We start from the raw sequence: 23,443 nt of genomic DNA on the forward strand, positions 1-23,443 counted from the left end.
CGTACGTCAGGGTTCCTTGATGTGCACTCCGTGGCCCCGCGCCGCCGGCCCCGCTGTGGCATCCTGACCGCCATGCCGTCGCCGTCGGGTGGTTTCGAGGTGCCGCTCTGGCGGGCGCTCACGGTGTTCCGGGTCACCTCCCTCGGGTACGTCTGCGCGCTCGCCGTACGCGACGCCGACCGGTACGACCACCCGTTCGCCGTCGGCGCCCTGGTCCTGGCGATGATCCTCTGGACCGGCGTGACAGCCGTCGGGTACGCCCGCTCCGCCTGGCGCCGTTGGCCGCTGCTGCTGGCCGACCTCGGGGTGGTGGTCGCCATCGTGCTGTCCACCCCCTGGGTGATCGGACGGGAGGCGCTCGCCCACGGCGTACCCACCCTGGGGGTTGCCTGGATGGCCGGCCCGGTGCTGGCCTGGGCGGTCTCCGGCGGCCGGCGGCGGGGCACGGTGGCCGCGCTGCTGGTCGCCGGCGCGGACGTGGCCACCCGGGAACGGATCAGCCAGTCCTCCTTCACCGGAGTGATCCTGCTGCTGCTCGCCGGGGTGGTGGTCGGCCACGTCGCCCGGCTCGCCGTGGCCGCCGAGGAACGCCTGCAACACGCGGTGGAGTTGGAGGCGGCCACCCGGGAACGGGAACGACTGGCACGCGACATCCACGACTCGGTGCTCCAGGTGCTGGCGCTGGTGCAGCGGCGCGGCGCGCACCTGCCCGGCGAGGCCGGCGAACTGGCCCGGCTCGCCGGTGAGCAGGAGGCCGCGCTGCGGGCGCTGATCGCCGGCACCGCACCGGCCGACGCCGGGGCGGAAGCGGTGGACCTGCGCGGTCTGCTCGGCCGGTACGCGTCGGCGGCGGTGTCGGTCTCGGCCCCCGCCACCCCGGTGACCCTGCCCCGGCAGGTGGCCGGCGAGTTGGCGGCCGCGGCCGGCGCGGCCCTGGACAACGTGGGCCGCCACGCCGGCGGGCGGGCCTGGGTGTTGATCGAGGACGAGGGGGAGACCGTGACCGTGTCGATCCGGGATGAGGGGCCGGGCATCCCGGCCGGCCGGCTGGTCGAGGCCGCCGCGCAGGGACGGCTCGGCGTGGCCCAGTCGATCCGTGGCCGGGTGACCGACCTCGGGGGTACGGTCCGGATCATGTCGACCCCCGACGCGGGCACCGAGATCGAGCTGATCGTGCCGAGGACGCAGCGGTGACGGCGGTGCGGGTGATGGTGGTCGACGACCATCCGATGTGGCGCGAGGGCGTGGCCCGCGACCTGGCCGAGGCTGGCTTCCTGGTGGTGGCGACCAGCGGCGAGGGGCGACAGGCGATCCGGGTGGCCGCCGCCGCCCGCCCCGACGTGGTGATCCTCGACCTGCAACTACCGGACATCTCCGGGGTCGAGGTGGTCGTCGGGCTGCGCGCCGCGCTGCCCGAGGTCCGGGTGCTGATGCTCAGCGCCAGCGGCGAGGAGCAGAGCGTGCTCGACGCGGTCAAGGCGGGCGCCACCGGCTACCTGGTGAAGTCGACGGCGCCCGCCGCGTTCCTCGACGCGGTCCGCCGCACCGCCGCCGGTGACCCGGTCTTCACGCCCGGCCTGGCGGGGTTGGTGCTGGGGGAGTACCGGCGGATGGCCGCCGGGCCGGGGCAGGACGCGACCGGGGACGCGGAGCCGGGAACGCCCCGCCTCACCGACCGGGAGACCGAGGTGCTGCGCCTGGTGGCCAAGGGAATGTCGTACAAGCAGATCGCGCAGCGGCTCGGCCTGTCCCACCGGACGGTGCAGAACCACGTCCAGAACACGCTCGGCAAGCTGCAACTGCACAACCGGGTCGAGTTGACCCGTTACGCGATCGAGCGTGGCCTGGACGACTGATCGGCTCAGACCGAGCGCGGCGGCTCTGTCTCGTGGATGGCCAGCTCCTCCGCGGTCGCCCCGCCCCCCGCCGACCCGGCGTCGTACGCCACGGAGTCGGTCTCCTGGTCGGTGTGCGCTCCCTCGTCCGGTTCCACGAGCCGGCCCACTGTGGCGTCGGCGACCGTGCCGAGCTGGCCGTGGTCATAGAGGGAGACCGGCGAGTTGGGATCCGACGTCGGCCCCGGGTCCATCACGTCGGCGTCCAGCTGGGCCTCCGCCGCCGCGGCCTCGTTCTCCGCCTCGAAGGCGATCTTCGGGTCGACCGGGCCGGCCAGTGGGTCGTCCACCGGGCGTTCGTAGACCTCCCGATCGAGCTTGTAGTCCAACGACTCCCCGTCGAGTTGCTCCTCGGCGGTCGTCCCGAAGCGGTCAACGGCCACCGGCGTCCGGTCGCCGGGCAGCTGGGCCGGCTCCGGGCCGTCCGCCTCGCGGCCGGTGAGCACGTCGTCGTTGGCGCTCGAGTCGTCATCGGCGGTGTCGGGCAGCCCCTCCGCCTCGGTGTCGGACACGGGGGTCGGGTACTCGTTGTCGCGCATGTCTGATCACTACCCGCTGCCCTCCCGCCGTAACCGGAGCACCGCCGGTCATGCGGCGGCGAACCGGACACCGGGTGCGGGAGGTCCGTCAGCCCTGCGCTGCCTCGTCGTCCGGGTGCAGCACGCACCAGACGACCTTGCCGTCCGGCACCATGCTGGTGCCCCACCGGCGGGCCACGGTGTCGATCAGCAGCAGACCCCGGCCGCCCACGCGGTTCGGCGGGGACAGACCTTCGAACGTGGGCCGGCGCGACGAGTGGTCCCGAACCGCCAGGTGCAGGGTGTCGTCCTGCGGCGCCAACCGGACGCTCATCGGGGTCCGGGCGTGCGTGACCACGTTGTTGACCATCTCGGTGACCGCGATCTGCGCCGGCTCGGTCAGGGCCGGCATGCCCCAGCGCACGCAACCGGTGGCGACCAGCTCGCGGGCCTGCCGGGCGGACTCCGGAGTCGGCGGCAGCTCGGCGGTCAGCACGGCCGCCAGCGGGGCCGCCGCGACAGCGGCCAGCGCGGCGTCGAGGGTGGGCCAGGCCGGCACACCCGCCAGGACGGCGTCGGGGCGACCGGGTCCGGAGACCGCCGGGTCGCACAGCAGCAGGTCCGCGGCCGGCCAGTCGGCGATCTCCCGGCGGACCTCGGCGAAGACACCCCGCCCGGCCGGGTCGGTGACCCGCAACCCGGTCACGTCGGCGACCACCGGGCCGGGCCGGTCGCTGAGCCGTGCCAGCAACGCGTCGTGAACCCGGGGCGCCCCGGCGGTGTCGAGCACCCCGCTCAACCGGATGACCGGGGACGACTCGTCGACCTCCACCCGGCAGCGCTCGTTCACTCCGATGGTCGTTTCGGGGTGCGGCCCGCTGACGTACGGCGCTTGCGGTCGGTCGACGCCTTTCATCAGCGAACCGATCGGGATCGGCGGTTCATGGCCATGGTGCCGACAGCGGTGCCGGCCGCGGCGAGACCGAACGCGGCGGTCATCCGCACCAGCTGACGCCGTCGACCGTGCCAGCCACCGCTGCGGCTGGCCTGCCCGTCGGCGTGGAACACGTTGCCGGTGCTGTCGAGCCGGGCGCCGGGGCCGAACTGGGTGCGGTGGGCGTACCAGCCGAGGGTGCGTTCGACAAGGGCCGGCGCCAGCCGCCACTGCAGGCCGAGCAGCCGTGCGGCGCCACCGGCGTACGCCTCGCGGCGCGGCCGGCGCAGCAGCCGCACGATCGTCTCGGCGACCACCTCCGGCGGGTAGATCGGCGGGGGTGGCACCAGCTCGCGACCGCTGTGGTTGGCCGCGTGCCGGAAGAACGGGGTGTCGATGGTGGCCGGCAGGACGGTGCAGACGGAGATCTGCCCCCGACCGGTCACCCGCAGCTCCTGCCGGACGGTGTCGGCCAGCCCACGGATGCCGTGCTTCGCGGCGTTGTACGCCGACTGGTACGGCATCGCCACCTCGGCCAGCACCGACGCGTTGTTGACCAGCACGCCGCCGCCGGCCGCGCCGAGGTACGGCAGCGCGGCCTTGATGCCGTGCACAGTGCCCAGCAGGTTGACCTCCAGCACGCGCCGGAACTCGGCGACGGGGATCTCGTCGAACAGGCCCACCGCGCTCACGGCGGCGTTGTTCACCCAGGCGTCGATGCGGCCGAATTCGCCCACCGCGCGGTCGGCCAGCCGTTGCACCGACTCCAGATCGGTCACGTCGGTCGGGACGGCCACCGCCCGGCCGCCCAGCTCCCGGCAGCGCTGCGCGACCTGTCGCAACGCGGGCTCGCTGCGGGCGGCGAGCACCACCGCCGCGCCCCGGCGGGCCAGGGCGTACGCGGTGGCCGTGCCGATCCCGCTGGAGGCGCCGGTGATCACCACGGTCGAATCGTCGAGGGTGCGGGTCAGCGGCATTCTGCAGCGGTACCCCCGGTCGGGCCCGGTCATACCAATCGCCGCCCGACGATCATCGGATCCGCCCGGTGCACCGGGCGAAATCGGGGCTCATGTGGTTGCCGTGGCGCAAGTGTCGGTGGCACCTGCGGTGACTGTTCCCGATCTGCCAGGTTTCGGCTCGGGGCTCTGAGGTTAATGGGACGCTCTGACCGGGACCGCCGAGGAAAAGATCGCAGGGAGGTGACCCATGCGCGTCGGCCTCGTCTGCGCGCACACCAGCTCGTACCGGCATGCCGACGGCCCGCCGGTCGGCACCCAACAACACATCGCGCGGGTCGCCGCCGAACTGGCCGGAAGAGGCCACGACGTCCGCATCTACGAACGTCGGGACGACCCTGACCTGCCGGCGACGGCCGATGTCGGCGGCTATCGGGTGCACCGGGTGCCCGTCGGCCCGGCGACCGCCCTGCCCACCGCCGGTCTGATCCCGCACGTCACCGAGTTCGGGCGCTGGCTGACCGACGAGTGGGGCGGTGCCTGGCGCCCCGAGGTGGTGCACGGGCACTACTGGATCGGCGGCCTGGCCGCCGCACACGCCGTCCGGGAGACCGACATCCCGGTCGTGCAGACCTTCCACTCGCTCGGTGTGGAGCAGCTGCGCCACCTGGGCGGCGAGTACGACGGCCCGGGGGAGCGGATCCCGCTGGAGCGGGCGCTGACCCGGGCGGTGGACATCGCCGTCGCCCAGTGCAACGACGAGGTGGACGAGCTGACCCGGATGGGTCTGCAACGTACCTCCGTGGCGATGGTGCCGGCCGGGGTGGACACCGCGCAGTTCCACCCGGACGGCGAGGCGGCCCCGCGCGAACAGCGGGCCCGGATCCTCTCCGTCGGCGGACTGTCCCCGGGCCACGGCCAGGACGACCTGATCCGGGCGATGCGGCTGGTCGGCGACGCCGAACTGGTGATCGCCGGTGGCCCACCGGCCGGCCAGCTGGCCAACCACGCGGAGGCGCGTCGCCTGCGCGAGCTGGCCGAACGGGCCGGGGTGGCCGAGCAGGTCCGCCTGGTCGGGGCGGTGCCGCACGACCAGATGGCGACCTGGTACCGGTCGGCCGACGTGGTGGCCTGCACGCCGCACTACTCCTCGGCGGGACGGGTCTCCCTGGAGGCCATGGCCTGCGGGGTGCCGGTGGTCGGTTACGCGATGGGCGGCCTGGCGGACGCGGTGGTCGACGAGGTCACCGGCCGCCTGGTGCCCCCCGGTGACGTACGCACGCTCGGGGTCTCCCTGCGCCGGCTGCTCGCCGACAACGCCGGCCGGTTCGCGTACGGGCACGCCGCGGTGGACCGGGTTCGCAGCAGTTACACGTGGGAACGGACCGCCGGTGCCCTGGAACGCCTCTACGAGCGGGTGGTGAGCCGCCGCAAGCCGGTCGAGGCGTGAGCGGGGTGCCGCCGGATGCGCGGGTCGGTCAGACGGACCGGCCCGCGCTGACCATGGCCCGGTCGTGGCGGTGCGCCACCGAACGGTGCTGCTGCGGCTGCGCGTAGCGGGTCAGGCCGATCACGGCGGCCAGGGTGACCAGGAATCCGGCGGCGGCCAGCCACTCCCGGCCCGGCCAGATCTTGTCGTTGAGCAGCAGCAGGCCGACGATCGCCGCCGGCACCGCTCCGGCGGCGTCCATGGCGGCGACCGCCGCGGTCGTCGAGCCGCGCTGCATGGCCAGCCCGAGCAGCAGTTGGCCGACGATCGAGTGGGCGATCAGCAGGTAGAACAGCGGGTTGGCGAGGAACGCCTCGGCCGACGGCGCGGAGGCCAGCGGCCGGGCCGCCACGGCCGCCGACGAGAACGCCAGCCCGGCCAACGAGCCCAGGGCCACCGACCCGGGCGCTCCGTGCAGCCGGACGGCGAAGACACCGAGCACCGCGATGACGCCGAGCGCCGCCAGCAGGGCCACCGAACCGGCGGTGCCGAGCTGCTTCGACGGCGCCGGCCGCGCGGCCAGCACCAGCGCGGTGATCCCCGCGAAGAGCAGGGCCAGCAGGGCCACCTCCGCCACCGGCATCCGCCACTTCAGCACCAGAACGCCGATGATGGCGGTCACCCCGAGCCCGGCCGCCACGCTCGCCTGCACCAGGAACAGGGGCAGGTCCCGTCGGGCCAGGAAGGCGAGCACGAACCCGCCGATCTGACAGCACAGCCCCACCAGGTACGTCCGGTGCCCGGCCAGGCGCAGCAGCAGACCCGGATCGAAGGTGTGGTGCACTGTGGTGCGCGCCGCAGCCACCGACTGGAGCAGGTTGGCGAAGCCGTACGCGACGATCATCGCCGCGAGGAAGCACCAGCCGGAGGAGACCACCTGGCGAGGATAGAGGTTGCCGGGGGTCAGCGCTCGGCTGGTCGATCCAGCCGGGCGAGGATGTCGGCGTGCAGTACACCGTTGGTGGCCACCACGCTGCTCTCGGTGCCCGGCCCGCCGGTGGGGGACTGTCGACCGCCCAGATCCGTGACCGTGCCACCCGCCTCCGTGATGATCGGTACCAGCGCCGCCACGTCCCACAGCGACAACTCCGGCTCGGCCATCACGTCCAGTGCGCCCTCGGCCAACAACATGTAGCCGTAGAAGTCGCCGTACGCCCGGCTGCGCCAACCGGCGCGCAGCAGGTCGAGCATCGCGTCGAGTCGCCCGGCGTCCTCCCAGCCGGTCAGCGACGAGTAGCAGACGCTCGCGTCGGCGACCTCGCGCACCGCCGAGACCCCGATCCGGTCGCCGGCTGCCGGACCCGGCCCGGCGAACGCGCCCGCGCCGGCGCTCGCCCACCAGCGTCGGCCCAACGCCGGCGCCGACACCACGCCGACGGCCGGCCGGTCGCCGTCGTACAGCGCGATCAGGCTGGCCCAGATCGGCACGCCACGGACGAAGTTCTTGGTGCCGTCGATCGGGTCGACGATCCACCGCCGGCCGTTGGGATCGGTGGACGGCTCGGCGCCGTACTCCTCGCCGAGCAGCCCGTCGGCGGGCCGGTGCTCGGCCAGCAGGGCGCGGATCTCCCGCTCCACGGCGGTGTCCGCGTCGGAGACCGGGGTCAGGTCGGGCTTCGTCTCCACCCGCAGGTCGAGCGCCCGGAACCGGGCCATGGCGATGGCGTCGGCCCGGTCGGCGAGCAGGTGGGCGAGGGCGAGGTCGTCGGCGTACCCGGTCATGCCGGCAACCTAGCCGACGCCCCGCCTGTCACTCGTCGGGCCCGCGCCGGTCACCCTCGCCGGGCCCGCGCTGGTCGCTGTCGCCGCGCGCGTCGCCGTCGCCGGCGCGCGAGGCGAGCAACCGGCGGTACGACGCCAGCCGGCGCGGGTCGGCCTTGCCAGCGGCCACCCAGGCGTCCAGCGCGCAGTCGGTCTCGTCGGCCGTGTGCTGACAGTTGGGCGGGCAGTCGACGGTGCCCTCGACGAGGTCCGGGAAGCCGTGCAGCAGGCTGTCGGCGGAGACGTGCGCCAGCCCGAAGCTGCGGATCCCGGGGGTGTCGATGATCCAGCCCGGGTCGGTGTCGACGCCCGGCACGGGTGGCAGCCGCAGCGCCACCGCGCTTGTCGAGGTGTGTCGGCCCCGGCCGATCGCGCTGACCACGCCGACCGCGCGCAGCGCCTCCGGGACGAGGCGGTTGACGAGCGTCGACTTGCCCACCCCGGAGTGCCCGACCAGCACCGACACCTTGCCGCTCAGCAGCGCGCGGAGCGCGGCGAGGTCGGAGTCCGGGCGGTTGAGCACGTACGGCAGCTCCAGCTCGGTGTAGTAGCCCAGCACCTCCTCCGGCCCGGCCAGGTCGGCCTTCGTGAGGCAGAGCAGCGGCTCGACGTCCGCGTCGTACGCGGCCACCAGGCAGCGGTCGATGAACCCGGTCCGCGGCGGCGGGTCGGCCAGGGCGCTGACGATCACCAACTGGTCGGCGTTGGCCACCACCACCCGTTCCAGCCGACCCTCCGCGGTGGTCTCGTCGTCGTCGGCGGTGCGACGTAGCACCGAGCGGCGCTCGGCGATCCGGACGATCCGGGCGAGAGCGCCCTGGGCGCCGGAGGTGTCGCCGACCAGGCTGACGCGGTCACCAACGACCACCGACTTGCGGCCCAGCTCCCGGGCCCGCATCGCGGTCACCGTGGGCAGCTCGGCCCCCACCACGCCGCGTTCGGCCCCGGCCAGCACGCACTGGTAGCGCCCCCGGTCCACGGCGATGACGAAGCCGTCCACCGCGTCGGCGTGCTGCGGGCGGGTGCGCGTACGCGGGCGCGACGACTTTCCGGGTCGGACCCGTACGTCGTCCTCGTCGTACTCCCGCCGTTTGGTCGCCAGGACCTGTCCTCTTCTCGCGTCAGCTCTTGCCGGTCACCATCGCTGACCATAGTGCCGGGAACTCGGGCATGGTCTTGGAGGTACACCCCACGTCGTCCACCTCGATGCCGGGGACGGCGAGCCCGGCCACTGCGGCGGCGTGGGCCATCCGGTGGTCGTGGTAGGTGCGGAAGACGCCACCGCGCAGCGGACGCGGCCGGATCTCCAGCCCGTCCGGCGTCTCGGTGATGTCGGCCCCGAGCCCGCCGAACTCCCGCGCGAGCGCGGCGAGCCGGTCGGTCTCGTGGCCCCGGATGTGCCCGACGCCGGTGAAGACCGACGGTGAGTCGGCGAGCATGGCCAGCGCGGTCAGCACGAGGGTCAGCTCGCCGACGTCGGACAGGTCGGCGGTCAGACCGTGCACCACGCCGGTGCCGCGGACGGTCAGCCCGTTGGTGGAGAGGGTGACCTCGCCGCCCATCCGCTGGAGCAGCGACCGGAGCTGCTCGACCGGCTGGGCGCTGCTGTGCGGCCAGCCCTGCAGGGTCACCTCGCCGCCGGTGACCAGGGCCGCGGCGAAGAACGGCACGGCGCCGGAGAGGTCTGGCTCGATCTCCCAGCCGCGCCCGGTGAGCGGGCCGGGCTCGACGGCCCAGACGTCGGGGGTGCTGTCGTCGACCGCCGCGCCGGCGGCCCGCAGCATCCGCACCGTCATCCGCAGGTGGGGCGCGGAGGGCACCGGCGCACCGACGTGGCGCACCACGAGGCCCCGGTCGAAGCGCGGGGCGGCCAGCAGCAGGCCGGAGACCAACTGGCTGGACGCGGACGCGTCGATCACCACCTCGCCGCCGGTGACCCCACCGGTGCCGAGCACGGTCAGCGGGAGGCTGCCCGTGCCGGTGACGTCGATCCGCACGCCCAGCGAGCGCAGCGCGTCGACAAGCGGGCCGAGCGGCCGGGTGCGGACGTACGGGTCGCCGTCGAAGGTGACCTGCCCGTCGCTCAGCCCCGCCACCGGTGGCAGGAACCGCATCACGGTGCCGGCCAGCCCCACGTCGACGTGGGCGGGGCCGACCAGCGGGTGCGGCCGGACCAGCCAACGTTCGTCGTCGTTGATCGACACGTGCGTGCCCATCGCGCGCAGGCCGGCGGCCATCAGCTCGGTGTCCCGCGCGCGCAGCGGCTCGGCCAGGGTCGACGGGCCGGCGGCCACGGCGCTGAGCACCAGGGCGCGGGCGGTCATCGACTTGGAGCCGGGCAGGCGCAGTGTCGCTGCCACCGGGTCGGACGCGGTCGGTGCGCTCCACGGCTGTGGCGGCCGGGTCGCGGTCAGATTCCCCACGGTTACATTCTGCCGTGTCGGCCGGTGGGTGACGCCGACCGGCGGTCGTACTCCCGGTTGGCGGGACAGCAGGCAGGGCCCCCGACGGGTTAGCGTGAGCGCATGTGCGGCAGGTACGCGACGACCCGTGGTTCCGGTGAGTTGAGCGCGCTGTTCGAGTCGGCCGACGACACCGACGGCGCGATCCGGCCGGATCACAACGTCGCGCCCACCGATCGGGTGCCGCTGGTGCGGCTCACCCCGCACGGGCACCGCAGCCTCTGCGTCGCCCGCTGGGGCTTTCTGCCGCACTGGTCCCGGTCCGCCGCGGGCGCGGCCCGCATGATCAACGCGCGGGCCGAGACGGTGACCACCAGCCGGGCGTACGCCGGGGCGTTCGCCCGCCGCCGCTGCCTGGTGCCGGCCGACGGCTGGTACGAGTGGGTCGGCCAGCCCGATGGCCGCCGGCAGGCGTACTTCATGACCCCGGCCGACGGCTCGGTGCTCGCCCTGGCCGGCATCTGGTCGGTCTGGGAGTCCGGGGCCGAGAGCCGGCTCACCTTCAGCGTGCTGACCACCGCGGCGCTCGGCGAGCTGGCCGAGGTGCACGACCGGATGCCGGTGCTGCTGCCGCCCGATCGGTGGTCGTCCTGGTTGGGGCCGTGCGACGAGCCCGACCGCCTGCTCGTGCCCGCGTCGCCCGATCGGCTGGCCGGGTTGGAGATCCGCCCGGTCGGGCCGGCGGTGGGCGACGTCCGCAACGACGGCCCGGAGTTGACCGCCCGGGTGTCCGTCCCGCCGCAGCCGGTCCCATCGGAGCTGACTCTGTTCTGAAAATGACAGGCATCGTCGAGCACCGATTTGCCAGGGTTCTGCTCGATTCGTCGCCTGGCCGTTCAGCCATGTTCTCCGTAAGCCCTTGTCTCGGTGTCCGGAAGTGCGATACAACACAGCGCCGGTAGTGGCTGTCGATTCGCACGGGGCGGACGACATCCACCGATCTTGCCGGTCCCACGGGGGAGGTGGGTGGAATGACACGGGCGCGTATGCCCCGCCCGCACGAGGTGGCTGCGGCACGGAGAGATCCGCGGCTGCTGCGGGCCTTGCGAGAACGCCGACAGGACGACGCGTGGCGCACCAGAGGGACGTGCCAGAACGTCGATCCGGAGACGTTCTTTCCGGCACCGAACGAACCGGCGGATGCCGCCGTCGCGCTGTGCCGCAGTTGTGACGTGCAGGGTTCCTGCCTGGCCTGGGCGCTGGAGGTCGGCGACTGCCACGGCGTGTGGGGCGCGACCACACCCCGCGAGCGGCGGGCGATGCTTGTCGCCTGGCGCGGCGAGGTCGAGCCCGATCCGGACGCGGCCGACGACGCCGGCCCTCCGGTCCGCGACCGTCTGCTCACCCTGGTGCCGCTGAGCTGAACGCCGGGAGTGAACCATCCCGGTGACCGCCGAGGTCGGCGCAGAATGGGTCGGTGCTGCCCAGCGAAGAGATCGACACACCCCGCGGCCCGGCGCGGATCGACACCGACCTGCCGGCCCGGCCGGCCGCCGCCCTGCTGGTGCTCGGGCACGGGGCGGGCGGCAGCGTGGACGCGCCCGACCTGCTCGCGGTGCGGGACTCGGCGGTCGGGGCCGGCCTGGCGGTGATCCGGGTGACCCAGCCCTACCGGGTCGCCGGCCGTCGCGCGCCGGCCCCCGCCGGGCACCTCGACGAGGCGTGGACGGCAGTGCTCGCCGCGCTGCGCGCTCGCCACGACGAGGTGGCCACGGTGCTGGTCGGAGGTCGTTCCAGCGGCGCGCGGGTGGCCTGCCGGACGGCCCGCGCGGTGGGCGCGGCCGGGGTCGTCGCGTTGGCCTTTCCGCTGCACCCACCCGGCCGGCCGGAACGCTCCCGCGCCGCCGAGTTGGCCACCGGGCTGCCGACGCTCGTGGTCAACGGTGACCGGGACCCGTTCGGGGTGCCCGCGTCGGAGCCGGGCGTGCAGGTCGTGACCCGGCCGGGTGAGACGCACGACCTACGGCGCGACCCGGCCGGCACGGCCGACGTGGTGCGGGACTGGCTGCGCCGGCACGGCTGGGCGGCCGACTGAACCGTCCGACCGTTTCCGCTGCCGGGCGCGGGTCGTTGCATCGGTTGGTGCCGCCGGCCCGCTTCGGACGGACGGCGCCAGTCCTCCCAGGCCCTTCCTGGTCCCAGCGCCGGCGCCACCGGGGCCGGGACCAGGAACGGGAGAGCCGGGCGGAATGCCTCACCGGTCATCTCGCGTTACTAACCCCGGACGACTTTTCTGCGAGGGGGGTGACCGGTGCCGACCGAGACACGAAGCCTGGAACGGGACGAGCGGGACGCCCGGCAGCTGCAGCGGCTGCTGGATGGTCCGGACTGGCCCGTGACAGCGGGACCGGGCGGGGTGGGTGCGGTGAGCACGGGCACACCAGCCGGAAGTGAATCTGTGGGCAGGTCCGTGCGCGTATCCTCGGCGGGAAAGCATCCGACGCGAGGGGATGTGCGGTTGACCACCGAGAAGACGGACGAGCGCAGGGCCCGGTTCGAGCGGGACGCGATGCCATTCGTCGATCAGCTCTACGCTGCTGGGCTGCGCATGACGCGCAACCCGGCGGATGCCGAAGACCTGGTCCAGGAGACCTACCTGAAGGCGTACGCGGCCTTTCACCAGTTCGAGCAGGGCACGAACCTGAAGGCCTGGCTCTACCGGATCCTGACCAACACCTACATCAACTCCTACCGCAAGCGGCAGCGCCAGCCGATCCAGGCGCCCACGGAGGAGATCACCGACTGGCAGCTCGCCGAGGCCGAGTCGCACACCTCCAGCGGGCTGCGCTCGGCCGAGACCGAGGCTCTGGACCGGCTGCCGGACAGCGACGTCAAGGAGGCCCTCCAGCAGTTGCCGGAGGAGTTCCGCCTGGCCGTCTACCTGACCGACGTCGAGGGCTTCTCCTACAAGGAGGTCGCCGACATCATGGGCACGCCGATCGGCACCGTGATGTCGCGTCTGCACCGCGGCCGTCGTAATCTGCGCAAGCTGCTCGAGCAGTACGCCGCGGAGCGGGGCTTCAGCCCGGCCCGGTCCGCGAAGGGCTCTGCCGCTGCCGCTGCCGGCCGGGAGGTGTGACGTGAGCTGTGGAAAGCCGCACGAGACGGACTGCCGCGAGGTGCTCGCGGAGGTCTACCTCTACCTGGATCTCGAGTGCGCCGACGAGCGCCGCTCGCTGATCCGGCACCACCTCGACGAGTGCGGGCCGTGCCTGCGCGAGTACGGGCTCGAACAGGAGGTGCGGGCACTGGTCGCCCGTTGCTGCGGCAACGAGACCGCGCCCGATCAGCTGCGCGAGCGGCTGCGGGTCAAGCTCACCGAGTTGGTGGTCTTCGAGACCAGCGACTCCCGTGAGCTGGCCGACTGAGCGTCGGCGTACCGAAACGGCGAAACACCGGTGGCCCGGGTCGATCTTCGACCCGGGCCACCGGTGTACCCGGCCTGCGCCGGGTCGGACTGACCGGTGACGGGCGCATCGCCCGCCGGCGCGTTCAGGAGTTGGGACGCTTGCCGTGGTTCGCGGCGCTCTTCTTGCGGGCCTTCTTCTTGCGGGACTTCTTCGCCATGCTGACCTCCTCGTGATGGGTCGGATCCGTGCTGCGCGCGGCCTCGCGCCGGTGCACCCACCGGCCGCCCGGCGTCGGGTCCGACCCGCTGATGGTAGTGCGCTCGACACCCGGTGCCTTCCCCCGGGGCCTCGGCGGCCGGTCGGCCGCACCGCTCCGCTCCCGCGCCCCACCCTCGCGTGATTGGATACGTCGGCAGGCACATCGCGAAAAAGGGAGGGCCGTGGACATGGCCGAGGAGATCCGCGCCGAGATGGTGGCGAACGTCTGGAAGGTCGTCGCGTCCGCGGGCGACACCGTGTCCGAGGGCGACACTCTGGTGATCCTCGAGTCGATGAAGATGGAGATCCCGGTCGTCGCCGAGGCCGACGGCGTGGTCCAGCAGCTCGCCGTGCACGAGGGCGACGTCGTGCAGGACGGCGACCTGATCGCGGTGATCGGTTGAGCGGCCTGCTGGTCCGGCTTGCCGACACGGCCGACTTCCCGGCCGTCGCCCGCCTGACCGTGGCCGCGTACGAGGCGGACGGTCAGCTCAAGGGCGAGCACGGGTACGGGGCGGTGCTGGCCGACGTCTCGACCCGGGCCGGCAGCGGCGAGGTGCTGGTCGCGGTGGACGAGGCGACGGGCGCGGTGCTCGGCTCGGTCACCTTCGTCCTGCCGGGCACCCCGTTCGCCGAGCTGTCCGGGCCGGGCGAGGCGGAGTTCCGGATGCTGGCGGTCGACCCGGGCGCCCAGGGGCGGGGTGTGGGCGCGGCGCTGGCCCAGGCGTGCGTCGACCGGGCGGCCGAGTTGGGCTGTACGGCAGTCGTGATCTGCGTCCGCGCGGGGATGGCCGTGTCGGCCCACCGGCTCTACGAGCGCCTGGGGTTCGTCCGTATGCCGGCGATGGACTGGTCGCCGGTGGAGGGCGTGGCCCTGCTGGGCCTGCGGCTGGAGCTGCCCCGCGCCTGAGACCGGCGCGTCAGGCCCGGCTGCTGGCCGGGGCCGCGTCCTCGTCGGGCTCGGCGCCGATCGCGGCCAGCAATTCGTCGGCCACCTCCAGCGCGAGCCGGCGGCGTTCGGCGTCGGTGATGCCCGGTGCCCGCACGGCGAACCAGCTGGTGTGCACGGCGAACAGGGACAGGGTGGCGCGCAGTTGGGCGGCGGGGGAGTCGTCGCCCCGGCAGAGGGCGCTGGCGAGCCGCATCATCCGGCCCCGCATCTGCTGGCCGGAGGAGAGGCTCTTGAGCACTGTCTGGTTCTGCTCGAAGAAGCGCATCACCGACGGCATGTCGCCGCCGAACATCGTGTCGGCGTAGCGGGAGATGAGGGTGCGGCGGGTGGCCAGGGTCGCCGGCTGGGAGTCGGCCCAGGCGGTCAGCGCGTCCATCTGATCCAGCCGATCCTCGACGAAGCTGGCGACGATGTCGTCCTTGCTCTTGAAGTGGTAGTAGAGCGCCGCCTTGGTGACGTTGAGGCGTTCGGCGATCTCCCGCAGCGAGGTCTTCTCGTACCCCTGCTCGGTGAAGAGCTCCAACGCGACGGCCTTGATCCGCTCCCGGGTGCCGCCTGTGCTCTCCCTCACCTACGCCCCCCAATTCACTTGACCGTCAGTTGGTACCCAACTTACCGTGCGGCTAGTAAGGTGACTAGCCGGGCGGCAAGTAAGTAAGGCAATCCTCGGGGGGAGCTTACCCATGACTCAGGCAACCCAGGCCGGCGCACGACCCAACGTACGGGTCGTGCTGTTCGGACTGATGATCGCGATGATGCTCGCGATGCTCGACAACATGATCGTCAGCACCGCGCTGCCGCGGATCGTCGGCGAGTTCGGCGGCCTCAACCACTTCACCTGGGTGGTCACCGCGTACGTCCTGGGCACCACCGTCTCCACCCCGATCTGGGGCAAGCTCGGTGACCTCTACGGCCGTAAGTCGGTCTTCCTGACCTCGGTCGTCGTCTTCCTCGTCGGCTCGGCCCTGTGCGGGATGGCCGGCTCCGGGATGTTCGGCGGCCCGCAGGACGGCATGGTGCAGCTCATCGCCTTCCGCGCCGTGCAGGGCCTGGGCGCCGGTGGCCTGATGGTCGGCGTGATGGCGATCATCGGCGACCTGGTTCCGCCGCGCGAGCGCGGGCGTTACCAGGGCATGATCGCCGGCATCATGGCCATCGCCATGGTGGCCGGCCCGCTGGTCGGCGGTTTCATCACCGACAACCTCTCCTGGCGCTGGGCGTTCTACGTGAACCTGCCGCTGGGTGGCATCGCGCTGCTCGTGCTGATCACCACGATGCACCTGCCGAAGTACCGCACCGAGCACCGGATCGACTGGCTCGGCGCGGCGCTGCTCTCGGTCGGCATCACCGCGATCGTGCTGATCACCACCTGGGGCGGCAACGAGTACGACTGGGCCTCGCCGCAGATCCTCGGCCTGGCCGTGCTGGCGCTGGTGGCGCTGGTGGCGTTCGGCCTGGTGGAGCGCCGGGTTCCGGAGCCGATCCTGCCGTTGGCGCTGTTCGCCAACCGCAACTTCGCGCTGATCTCGGTGATCGGCTTCCTGCTCGGTTTCGCGATGTTCGGCGCGATGAACTTCCTGCCGCTCTATCAGCAGACCGTGCAGGGTGCCTCGGCCACCAACAGCGGTCTGCTGCTGCTGCCGTTGATGTTCGGCATGCTTGTCGTCTCGCTGGTCATCGGGCGGGCGATCACCAAGACCGGCAAGTACCGGGCGTACCCGATCATCGGCGGCGTGGTGATGACCGGGGGCATGGCGCTGCTCTCCATGCTCGACACCGACACCAGCAAGCTGCAGTCCTCGCTCTACATGGTCGTGCTCGGGGCCGGCATGGGCTTCCTCATGCAGACCTCCATGCTGATCGCCCAGAACAGCGTGGAACAGAAGGACCTCGGCGCGGCCAGCGGCGCGGCCACCTTCTTCCGGTCGATCGGCGGCTCGTTCGGCATCTCGCTGTTCGGCGCGATCTTCGCCAACCGGCTCGCCGACTCGTCCGCCGGCCGGGCGTTCAGCGGCGGCGGCGAGGGCGGGATGGACCTGGAGCAGCTGAAGAAGCTGCCGGCCCAGGCGCGTGAGCTGGTCCTCACCGGTCTCTCCGACGCCATCTCGCACGTGTTCCTCTGGGCCGTGCTGTTCACCATCGTGATTCCGGTGCTCGCCTGGTTCATCAAGGAGATCCCGCTGCGCACCGCCAACGAGGCGCCGCCGCAGGCCACCCCGGAGGAGGAGGCCGAGGTCGCCCTCGGCAAGGCCCCGGTCGCCTGACCCAACCCCAACCCCAACCCCGCGCCGCACCGACCTCAAGGTCGGTGCGGCGCCCCCTTTCCCGCCGATCTTGCACTTTCTGTCCCGACAAAAACCCCAAACCCGGACGAAACCACGACAGCAAGTGCAAGATCGGCGGGGCGGGGCGGGCAGGGCGGGGCGGGGTGCGCGGGGTGGGGCGGGGTGCGCGCGTGTCAGGGGCGGCGGGTCAGCCGTTGCCAGAGGCGGCGTAGCGGGTTGCGGGGGCGGGGAAGCCGGGCGGTGCGCTCGCCGATCATCCGGGTGGCCAGTGCCGTGCTGTCCGGGTCCAGGGTGGGGGCGGCCAGCGCGAGGTGGGCCAGTGAGACCGCGATCGGCACCGGCCGGGCCTGGGCCACCGCCGCCGCGTCGGCCAACCGTTCCGCCACCACGCAGGCCACGTCCGGCCGCACGTCCGGGTCCACCCAGGCGGCGGTGATCAGGGCGAACAGCGCCGCTTCGGTGACCCAGTCCTCCACACCCCAGACCAGGTCCACCAGCACCCGGCGTCGGGTCGACTCCGCCCAGGGCTCGTCGGTGCGCTGGTGCAGCAGCCCCAGACAGGCCCAGACCTGCACCCCGCGGACCCAGATCGACGGATCCTGGGCGGCCAGCAGTCGTCCCAGCCCGCTCGCCGGCGCCGCGGGCGGGTGCACCAGCAGCCCGAGCAGGTCGTCGACGTCGAGGCCGGCCAGGCCCACCGCCGCGTCGTAGGCCGCCGGCGGGTGCGGCCACGCCGGGTGGGCCACCTGTCCGATCCGTTCGACAGCCACCGCCGAGGGCGCCGGCAGCGCCGGTGTCGGCACGTTCTCCGCGAAGTGCCACAGCCGCTGCGCGGACGGGCGTCGAGGCTCGCGCGGGTCCGGCTCCACGACCCCGGCGACCTCGATCCGCAGTCCGGGCGCCACCGCCGTCGCCGTCCGCAGGGCGCTCGGTGGGGCTGCCGCCGCGAGGCGTACGGCGCCGCCGATGCCGTTGTCGTCGTCGGCGACCGCCTGACGGAGCGCGTCGACCAGGGGGCCGCCGGCCGGCGTCAGTTGCCCGAGCCAGGGCCGGCCCCGGCAGCACTGGGCCAGATCGCCGTGCTCGTGGCTGTCGTCGGGGTGGTCCCGGATGAAGTCGGCGAGCGCGACCAGGTGGGACAGGTCGCCGTCGCGCAGGTGCCGCAGTCGGTGGGCGGTGTGCACCGCGCAGTCGAACGACGGGTCCCGGGCCAGCGCCCGCTCGGTCCACTCCAACGCCTCGTCGAGCCGGCCGATCTCGGCCAGGGTGCCGGCGATGTCGGCGTAGATGGCCAGGTCGTCCGGGTCCAGTTCGACGGCCCGACCGAGCGCCGCGAGGGCGTCGCGGGTCCGGCCCGCGCTGCGGTACGCGTACCCGAGCCAGACCTCGCCCATCTTCGACGGCTGGCACCGTACGCCCCGGCTGGCCCAGCGGATCGCCAGCGCGACCTCGCCGAGCCGCCGGGCCAGTGCGGACGCCGCGCCCAGCAGGAGACCGTGCTCGGGGTGCACGGTGGCGGCGTTGCGGGCCAGCGTGAGGTACGGCGTGAGGGCGTCCCGGCCGGCCCGCGGCACCGGATCGGTCAGCGCCGCGCAGACCTGCATGAGGACGCGGGCGATGTGGTCCGGCTCCAGCCGTTCGGCCAGTTCGGAGGCGGTCACCCACGGCACGCCCGCCCACTGGGTGCCGGGCGCGTGACCGGTCGCCGCGGCCAGCAGCTCCAGCCCTTCGGCGGGGCGGCCGGCGGCGGCCAGCAGGTGGGCGCGGGCGACGACCGCGCCCACGAAGGTGTGGTGGTTGATCGGGAAGAGGTCGAGCCCTCCTCCGTCGGCCGCGGCGAGGCGGGCCAGCGTCTCGTGCACCTCGGGCAGGGTGGGCGCCCGCGCGAGCGCGCCGGCGAGGTGGCCGGCGGCGTGGTGGAGGTCTCCCTCGTCCAGTGCCAGCCGGGCCAGCGCCAGCTCCTCCGTCGCGGAGAGCGCGGGCTCGTCCCTTCCCTCTGGCACGGTGTCCTCTCGTCGCAGCTGCAGACAGCGGGGCCAGCGTAGTTGATGTTGAGTTGATCAAGTGATCAACTGCGCACTGCTGCTCGAATAATTGCTGCTGTCGACTTCTGCGTGCAAGACTGAGCAGGAAACGCGCGGCAATCGCGCATGAGGGGAGTGTTTCGTGACACGTGCAGGGTCCGGAATGGCCGCCGACATCGCCGAGCAGCCCGCCGGCTACGCGCGCCTGCTCGACAGCGCCAACACCGCGGCGATCGCCCGGGTGGCCGCAGTCGTGGCCGAGCGTCGACCGCGACACGTGGTCTTCACCGCCCGGGGCACGTCCGACCACGCGGCCCTCTACGGGGCGTACCTGACCGAGATCCGGCTCGGCCTGCCCGCCGGTCTCGCCTCGCCGAGCGTCGTCACCCTGTTCGGCGCCCGCCCCGACCTGTCCGACGCGCTTGTCGTCGGGGTCAGCCAGAGCGGCGGCTCACCCGACCTCGCCGAGGTGCTGCGCGCCGCGCGGTCCTCCGGCGCGCTCACCCTCGCGGTGACCAACGCCCCCGACTCCCCGCTGGCCGACACTGCCGAGTTGAGCATCGACATCGCCGCCGGGCACGAGCGGGCGGTCGCGGCGACGAAGACGTACACCGCCGAACTGCTCGCCCTGCTCATGCTGGTCGAGGGGATCCGGGCCGGCGACGGGGTGCTCCCGGCGGCCGAGCGGGAGGCGCTCGCCGCGCTGCCCGACCTGGCCACCAGGACGCTCGCCGACGACACCCCGGCCCAGCTCGCGCCGCGCTACCGCTTCGCCCGCCAACTGGTCACCACCGGCCGCGGGTACGCCTACCCGACCGCCCGCGAGGCCGCGTTGAAGCTGATGGAGACCTCGTACCTGCCGGCGCTCGCCTTCTCCGGCGCCGACCTGCTGCACGGCCCGCTCGCGATGACCGACCCGGAGGTCCCGGTGCTCGCCGTCGTCGGCTCCGGTCCGGGTGGCCGGTCGATGGGCGAGGTGCTGCCCCGCCTCGGGGAGCGCCGCGCCGACGTGGTGGTCGTCGGCTCCGCCGACGTGCCGGGCGCCACCCGGCTCGCCGTCCCCGAGGTCGACGAGCGGTACGCGCCGCTGCTGGACATCCTGCCGTTGCAGCGCCTGGCGTTGGCGTTGGCACTGACCCGTGGCGAGGACCCGGACGCGCCGCGCGGCCTGAAGAAGGTCACCGCGACGATGTGAGGCACGGCGCGGCGTGGCACCCTGGTCACCGTGTCCACGCTGCGCGACCTCGCCGAGGAGCACACCCGCCTCCGTCCGGCCGACATCGACCACCTGCACCGGATCGCCGGTGACTGGCAGCTGCTCTCCGATCTGTCCTTCGCCGATCTGCTGCTCTGGGTGCCGGTCGACGCCGAGGGCACGTTCCTCTGTGTCGCCCAGGTCCGCCCGACGACCGCGCCCACCGCGTACCAGGACGACCAGGTGGGCCGGATCATCGGCGGCTCGGAGGTGGCCCACCTGGGGGTCGCCTACTCCCAGGGGCGGATCTGGCGCGAGGGCGACCCGGTCTGGTACGGCGACGTGCCGGCCCGGCACGAGGCGATCCCGGTCCGGCTGCGCACCGCCGACGGCGAGGCCGGCGAGGTGATCGCCGTGGTCGGCCGGGACACCAATCTCTCCACCGCGCGGACGCCCAGCCAGCTGGAACTCAACTACCTGACCACCGCCGACGACCTCGCCCAGATGATCGCCGACGGCACCTTCCCGCCACCCCGGCACCCGGGCGAGACCACCTCCGCCCCCCGCGTCGGCGACGGCCTGGTCCGGTTGGACGCCGGTGGCAAGGTCACCTACGCGAGCCCGAACGCGCAGTCCGCGTACCGCCGGTTGGGCTACGCCTCCCACCTGGTGGGGGAGGACCTGGCCGCGCTGCATCGCCGGCTGGCGGGCGACCCGCTGGACGGCACCGAGGCGGCCAACGGCATCCTGGCGGCGTTGCGCGGCGAGGCGCCGCCCCGGCGGGAGATCGACGCCCGTGGGGCCACGATGCTCACCCGGGCCCTGCCGCTGATGCCCGCCGGCGTGCCGATCGGCGCTCTGGTGCTGGTGCGCGACATCACCGAGGTCCGTCGTCGGGACCGGGCCTTGATCACCAAGGACGCCACCATCCGGGAGATCCATCACCGGGTGAAGAACAACCTCCAGACGGTGGCCGCGCTGCTGCGCTTGCAGGCCCGCCGGGTGGCCATGCCGGAGGCCCGGGTCGCCCTGGAGGAGTCCGTCCGCCGGGTCGCCTCGATCGCTCTCGTGCACGAGACGCTCTCGATGTCCAGCGACGAGGCGGTCGAGTTCGACGGCATCGTCGACCGGGTCGCCAGCGCGGCGACCGAGGTCGCGGCGACCGAGGTGAGCGTCGGCATGCGCCGTAAGGGCAGCTTCGGCGTACTGCCCGCGGAGATCGCCACGTCGCTGGTGATGGTCCTCAACGAGTTGCTGCTCAACGCCGTCGAACACGGCTTCCCGCCGGCCGACGAGTCGGACGACGTGCCCGTGCCGCCGACCTCGGGCGTGGTGCCGGCCGTCGTCGCCGAGGGCGATCCGTCGGCGCGGCCGGAGGTGGTGGTCTCGGCGCACCGGTTCCGCAAGATGCTGCACGTCTCGGTGACCGACAACGGGCGCGGCCTGCCCCCCGAATTCGACGCCGAACGCGGCAGCCGACTCGGTCTCCAGATCGTGCGGGCACTGGTCACCGGCGAGCTGCGCGGCACCATCGAGCTGCGCGCGGGTGCCAAGGGCGGCACCGAGGCGTTGCTCGTCGTCCCACTGGCCCGCAACGCCCCGGACGGCCGCTCGCAGGGCTGAGCCGCCGTCCGTTCGGTGTTGTCGCAGATGGGCGCGGCTGGCCGAATGAGCGTGATGCCTGTGAGTCATCTAGATGACTCACAGGCATCAGCCTTTTCACCGCGCGCCGGCCTCGCCTGGTGGGCGATCAGACCGACGACCGACGCGGTCCGGCCGTTGACCGATCGCTCAGCGGCCGGTCAACAGCGCGACGGTCAGGCCGGGGCGCTGCCAGACCTGCGTGACGGTGAAGTCGGTGCGGAGCGCGTCGCCCTTGGCGCCGGGCACGGCGGCCAGCGGCTCGGCCTGCCGGCCGGCGACGACGAGCCACACCCGCGTCGTACCGGCCAGACACTGCGCCGGCTGGGGGCACTCGGCCGCCCACAGGTCGCCCCGGCGCACCTCGTCCTCGGTGACCAGCACGTCGCGTGGTGGGTCGTCGAGGTGGTAGTCGATGCCGAGATCCAGGAAGAGCCAGCTGTGCCGGGGCGAGTAGACCACCGCGTCCCCCGGGCGTTGGCCGTCGGCGATCACCCGTGCGGCCCCCGCGTAGTCCACGGGCGCGCTGCGCGGCCACTCGTGGGTCCGCCGCAGCGCGGTCTGGTCGGGCAGGCCGAGCAGCGCGGCCAGGACCACCACGACGACCGCGGCCGGCGCGGTCACGGCGGCCAGCGCCGCACCGGCCAGCAGACACGCGAACGGCACCACGAAGACCAGGTACCGGGGCACCCACAGGGGTACGACCGTGCCGGCGGCGAAGAGCAGCAGCACGGGCAGCAGCACCGCGCTCACCGGCAGCAGAGCGCGCCGCCCGAGCCGGGCCGCGCCCAACGCGGCGACCCCGACCAGCAGACCGCCCACCACGCTGCTCTGGGCCACGCCGCCCGGCAGCGCGGTCAGGTCGTCCAGCCGGGCCAGGTGGACCCAGTTCAACTGCCGGGACTGCTGCGTCCGGGCCTTGAGCAGCAGCGGACCGGCCAGCAGTGCGGCCGGCAGCACGGCGACCAGCCATCGCCACACCCGCCGGTCCCGCTCGACGGCGGGACGGTCCCGGCCGGCAGTGGGTTGGTCCCGCCCGGCGGTGGGCTGGTCCCAGGTGGCGACGCCGGCCTCGGCGGGGCCGCGCCACCAGGCGATGAGGACGACAAGCGCATGGGCGGCGAGCACTGTGAGCGCGATCAGGTGGATGAGCCCGAGAGCGGCGACGGCGACCGCGTAACCGGCCCACCGGGCCCAGCTCGGTCGGCGCAGCGCGGTCACCAGCAGGACTGTGGCGAGCACCGCGAGCATGGTCGCCAGCGCGTACGGGCGGGCCTCCTGCCCGTAGCGGGAGGTGCCGGGGAGCACCGCGAACAGCAGCCCGGCGAAGAGGCCGGCACGTCTGTCGACCAGCCGCGCGCCGAGCACGGCGAGCAGCCCGGCGGCCACTGTCATCGCCACCACGGCCGGTATCCGCAGGGCGATTGTGGAGTCGCCGACGACAGTGGTCCAGACGTGCATCAGCAGGTAGTACGGCCCGGTGGCGGCGTCGATGGTGCCGGCCAGCCGGACCAGGTCGCCGGGCGAGCGGGTGGCCGCGCTCCACGTCGCCAGCTCGTCGCGCCAGAGCTGGGCGGAACCCAGCCCGGTCCCTGTCACCGCCAGGGTCAACAGCGCCGGGCCGAGCCAGACCGGCAGACGACGCAGGCGCTCCCACGCCGCCCCGGCCGACCTCTCGGACAATTGCCCCACGGTCCGAGCCTGCCACGACCACTCCCTGCGT

24 protein-coding genes are annotated in these 23,443 nt (G+C 73.4%); 13 read left to right on the top strand and 11 right to left on the bottom strand.

Annotation, left to right across the window (positions count from 1 at the left end; translation table 11 throughout):
- Positions 1 to 72 precede the first annotated feature (72 nt).
- Together AB0B39_RS16260 and AB0B39_RS16265 are read left to right on the top strand one after the other, a co-directional pair.
- Entirely contained in the window at positions 73 to 1,194 is a 1,122-nt protein-coding gene (locus AB0B39_RS16260) for a DUF5931 domain-containing protein (protein ID WP_357574669.1), read from the top strand.
- 14 nt (positions 1,195 to 1,208) lie between these two features.
- Entirely contained in the window at positions 1,209 to 1,856 is a 648-nt protein-coding gene (locus AB0B39_RS16265) for a response regulator transcription factor (protein ID WP_357496237.1), read from the top strand.
- Positions 1,857 to 1,861: 5 nt separating this feature from the next.
- On the opposite strand, the gene AB0B39_RS16270 is transcribed toward AB0B39_RS16265, so the two are convergent.
- The 3 genes from AB0B39_RS16270 to AB0B39_RS16280 all read right to left on the bottom strand — a co-directional run bounded on the left by AB0B39_RS16270 (position 1,862) and on the right by AB0B39_RS16280 (position 4,324).
- On the bottom strand, positions 1,862 to 2,434 hold the full coding sequence (locus AB0B39_RS16270; protein ID WP_354861350.1) for a DUF5709 domain-containing protein: 573 nt from the start codon (positions 2,432 to 2,434) through the stop codon (positions 1,862 to 1,864).
- Positions 2,435 to 2,522: 88 nt separating this feature from the next.
- Positions 2,523 to 3,263: an ATP-binding protein gene (locus AB0B39_RS16275; protein WP_357574670.1), complete on the bottom strand. Its 741-nt coding sequence runs from the start codon at positions 3,261 to 3,263 to the stop codon at positions 2,523 to 2,525.
- Positions 3,264 to 3,328: 65 nt separating this feature from the next.
- Positions 3,329 to 4,324, bottom strand: coding sequence for an SDR family oxidoreductase (locus AB0B39_RS16280; RefSeq protein WP_234587632.1), 996 nt, complete (start codon positions 4,322 to 4,324; stop codon positions 3,329 to 3,331).
- Positions 4,325 to 4,553: 229 nt separating this feature from the next.
- On the opposite strand from AB0B39_RS16280, the gene AB0B39_RS16285 reads away from it, so the two are divergent.
- Positions 4,554 to 5,753 carry a glycosyltransferase gene (locus AB0B39_RS16285; protein ID WP_234587631.1) on the top strand — a complete coding sequence of 400 codons (1,200 nt, stop codon included), beginning with the start codon at positions 4,554 to 4,556 and terminating at the stop codon, positions 5,751 to 5,753.
- Positions 5,754 to 5,781: 28 nt separating this feature from the next.
- Here AB0B39_RS16285 and AB0B39_RS16290 read toward each other — a convergent pair whose 3' ends face one another.
- From AB0B39_RS16290 to aroA, 4 genes are all read right to left on the bottom strand, one after another.
- On the bottom strand, positions 5,782 to 6,636 hold the full coding sequence (locus AB0B39_RS16290) for a hypothetical protein (protein WP_357496239.1): 855 nt from the start codon (positions 6,634 to 6,636) through the stop codon (positions 5,782 to 5,784).
- Positions 6,637 to 6,695: 59 nt separating this feature from the next.
- The gene (gene hisN, locus AB0B39_RS16295; protein WP_357495828.1) at positions 6,696 to 7,514 is read right to left on the bottom strand and encodes a histidinol-phosphatase; all 819 of its coding nucleotides are present in this window, start codon (positions 7,512 to 7,514) and stop codon (positions 6,696 to 6,698) included.
- A 28-nt stretch (positions 7,515 to 7,542) separates the two neighbouring features.
- Positions 7,543 to 8,553, bottom strand: a complete 1,011-nt coding sequence (gene rsgA, locus AB0B39_RS16300) for a ribosome small subunit-dependent GTPase A (protein ID WP_357574671.1) — start codon at positions 8,551 to 8,553, stop codon at positions 7,543 to 7,545.
- Between the two features lie 121 nt (positions 8,554 to 8,674).
- Positions 8,675 to 9,976, bottom strand: a complete 1,302-nt coding sequence (gene aroA / locus AB0B39_RS16305; RefSeq protein ID WP_357574672.1) for a 3-phosphoshikimate 1-carboxyvinyltransferase — start codon at positions 9,974 to 9,976, stop codon at positions 8,675 to 8,677.
- 102 nt (positions 9,977 to 10,078) lie between these two features.
- On the opposite strand from aroA, the gene AB0B39_RS16310 reads away from it, so the two are divergent.
- From AB0B39_RS16310 to rsrA, 5 genes are all read left to right on the top strand, one after another.
- A complete protein-coding gene (locus tag AB0B39_RS16310) occupies positions 10,079 to 10,789 on the top strand; it encodes an SOS response-associated peptidase (protein ID WP_357574673.1) in 711 nt (236 codons plus the stop codon).
- A gap of 197 nt (positions 10,790 to 10,986) precedes the next feature.
- Positions 10,987 to 11,379 carry a WhiB family transcriptional regulator gene (locus AB0B39_RS16315; protein WP_234587627.1) on the top strand — a complete coding sequence of 131 codons (393 nt, stop codon included), beginning with the start codon at positions 10,987 to 10,989 and terminating at the stop codon, positions 11,377 to 11,379.
- Between the two features lie 53 nt (positions 11,380 to 11,432).
- On the top strand, positions 11,433 to 12,050 hold the full coding sequence (locus tag AB0B39_RS16320) for an alpha/beta family hydrolase (protein ID WP_357495833.1): 618 nt from the start codon (positions 11,433 to 11,435) through the stop codon (positions 12,048 to 12,050).
- A gap of 216 nt (positions 12,051 to 12,266) precedes the next feature.
- The gene (locus AB0B39_RS16325; protein WP_354861333.1) at positions 12,267 to 13,094 is read left to right on the top strand and encodes a sigma-70 family RNA polymerase sigma factor; all 828 of its coding nucleotides are present in this window, start codon (positions 12,267 to 12,269) and stop codon (positions 13,092 to 13,094) included.
- A 1-nt stretch (position 13,095) separates the two neighbouring features.
- Entirely contained in the window at positions 13,096 to 13,383 is a 288-nt protein-coding gene (gene rsrA / locus AB0B39_RS16330) for a mycothiol system anti-sigma-R factor (RefSeq protein WP_007464731.1), read from the top strand.
- A gap of 124 nt (positions 13,384 to 13,507) precedes the next feature.
- Here the strand turns inward: rsrA and AB0B39_RS16335 are convergent, their stop codons facing one another.
- On the bottom strand, positions 13,508 to 13,639 hold the full coding sequence (locus tag AB0B39_RS16335) for a hypothetical protein (protein WP_255787660.1): 132 nt from the start codon (positions 13,637 to 13,639) through the stop codon (positions 13,508 to 13,510).
- A gap of 166 nt (positions 13,640 to 13,805) precedes the next feature.
- On the opposite strand from AB0B39_RS16335, the gene AB0B39_RS16340 reads away from it, so the two are divergent.
- Both AB0B39_RS16340 and AB0B39_RS16345 read left to right on the top strand, forming a co-directional pair.
- The gene (locus AB0B39_RS16340; protein ID WP_007464729.1) at positions 13,806 to 14,027 is read left to right on the top strand and encodes a biotin/lipoyl-binding carrier protein; all 222 of its coding nucleotides are present in this window, start codon (positions 13,806 to 13,808) and stop codon (positions 14,025 to 14,027) included.
- Positions 14,024 to 14,533 (top strand): GNAT family N-acetyltransferase, encoded by a 510-nt coding sequence (locus tag AB0B39_RS16345; protein WP_357574674.1) that lies wholly within the window; start codon positions 14,024 to 14,026, stop codon positions 14,531 to 14,533. Before AB0B39_RS16340 ends, AB0B39_RS16345 begins: the two co-directional genes overlap by 4 nt.
- 10 nt (positions 14,534 to 14,543) lie before the next feature.
- Here the strand turns inward: AB0B39_RS16345 and AB0B39_RS16350 are convergent, their stop codons facing one another.
- Complete coding sequence (locus AB0B39_RS16350) at positions 14,544 to 15,146, bottom strand: TetR/AcrR family transcriptional regulator (protein ID WP_234588662.1); 603 nt, start codon at positions 15,144 to 15,146, stop codon at positions 14,544 to 14,546.
- Positions 15,147 to 15,258: 112 nt separating this feature from the next.
- Here AB0B39_RS16350 and AB0B39_RS16355 point away from each other — a divergent pair, with 112 nt between their 5' ends.
- Complete coding sequence (locus AB0B39_RS16355; RefSeq protein WP_357495839.1) at positions 15,259 to 16,839, top strand: MDR family MFS transporter; 1,581 nt, start codon at positions 15,259 to 15,261, stop codon at positions 16,837 to 16,839.
- Positions 16,840 to 17,033: 194 nt separating this feature from the next.
- On the opposite strand, the gene AB0B39_RS16360 is transcribed toward AB0B39_RS16355, so the two are convergent.
- Positions 17,034 to 18,863 (bottom strand): tetratricopeptide repeat protein, encoded by a 1,830-nt coding sequence (locus AB0B39_RS16360; protein WP_357574675.1) that lies wholly within the window; start codon positions 18,861 to 18,863, stop codon positions 17,034 to 17,036.
- A 184-nt stretch (positions 18,864 to 19,047) separates the two neighbouring features.
- Here AB0B39_RS16360 and AB0B39_RS16365 point away from each other — a divergent pair, with 184 nt between their 5' ends.
- Complete coding sequence (locus AB0B39_RS16365) at positions 19,048 to 20,079, top strand: SIS domain-containing protein (RefSeq protein WP_357496243.1); 1,032 nt, start codon at positions 19,048 to 19,050, stop codon at positions 20,077 to 20,079.
- A 30-nt stretch (positions 20,080 to 20,109) separates the two neighbouring features.
- Positions 20,110 to 21,702 carry a histidine kinase N-terminal domain-containing protein gene (locus AB0B39_RS16370; protein ID WP_357495843.1) on the top strand — a complete coding sequence of 531 codons (1,593 nt, stop codon included), beginning with the start codon at positions 20,110 to 20,112 and terminating at the stop codon, positions 21,700 to 21,702.
- 168 nt (positions 21,703 to 21,870) lie between these two features.
- Here the strand turns inward: AB0B39_RS16370 and AB0B39_RS16375 are convergent, their stop codons facing one another.
- Complete coding sequence (locus tag AB0B39_RS16375; protein WP_357574676.1) at positions 21,871 to 23,412, bottom strand: glycosyltransferase family 39 protein; 1,542 nt, start codon at positions 23,410 to 23,412, stop codon at positions 21,871 to 21,873.
- Positions 23,413 to 23,443: the final 31 nt, after the last annotated feature.

The organism is Micromonospora sp. NPDC049114 (assembly GCF_040648635.1).
In the GTDB taxonomy this organism is placed as follows: Bacteria; Actinomycetota; Actinomycetes; order Mycobacteriales; family Micromonosporaceae; genus Micromonospora.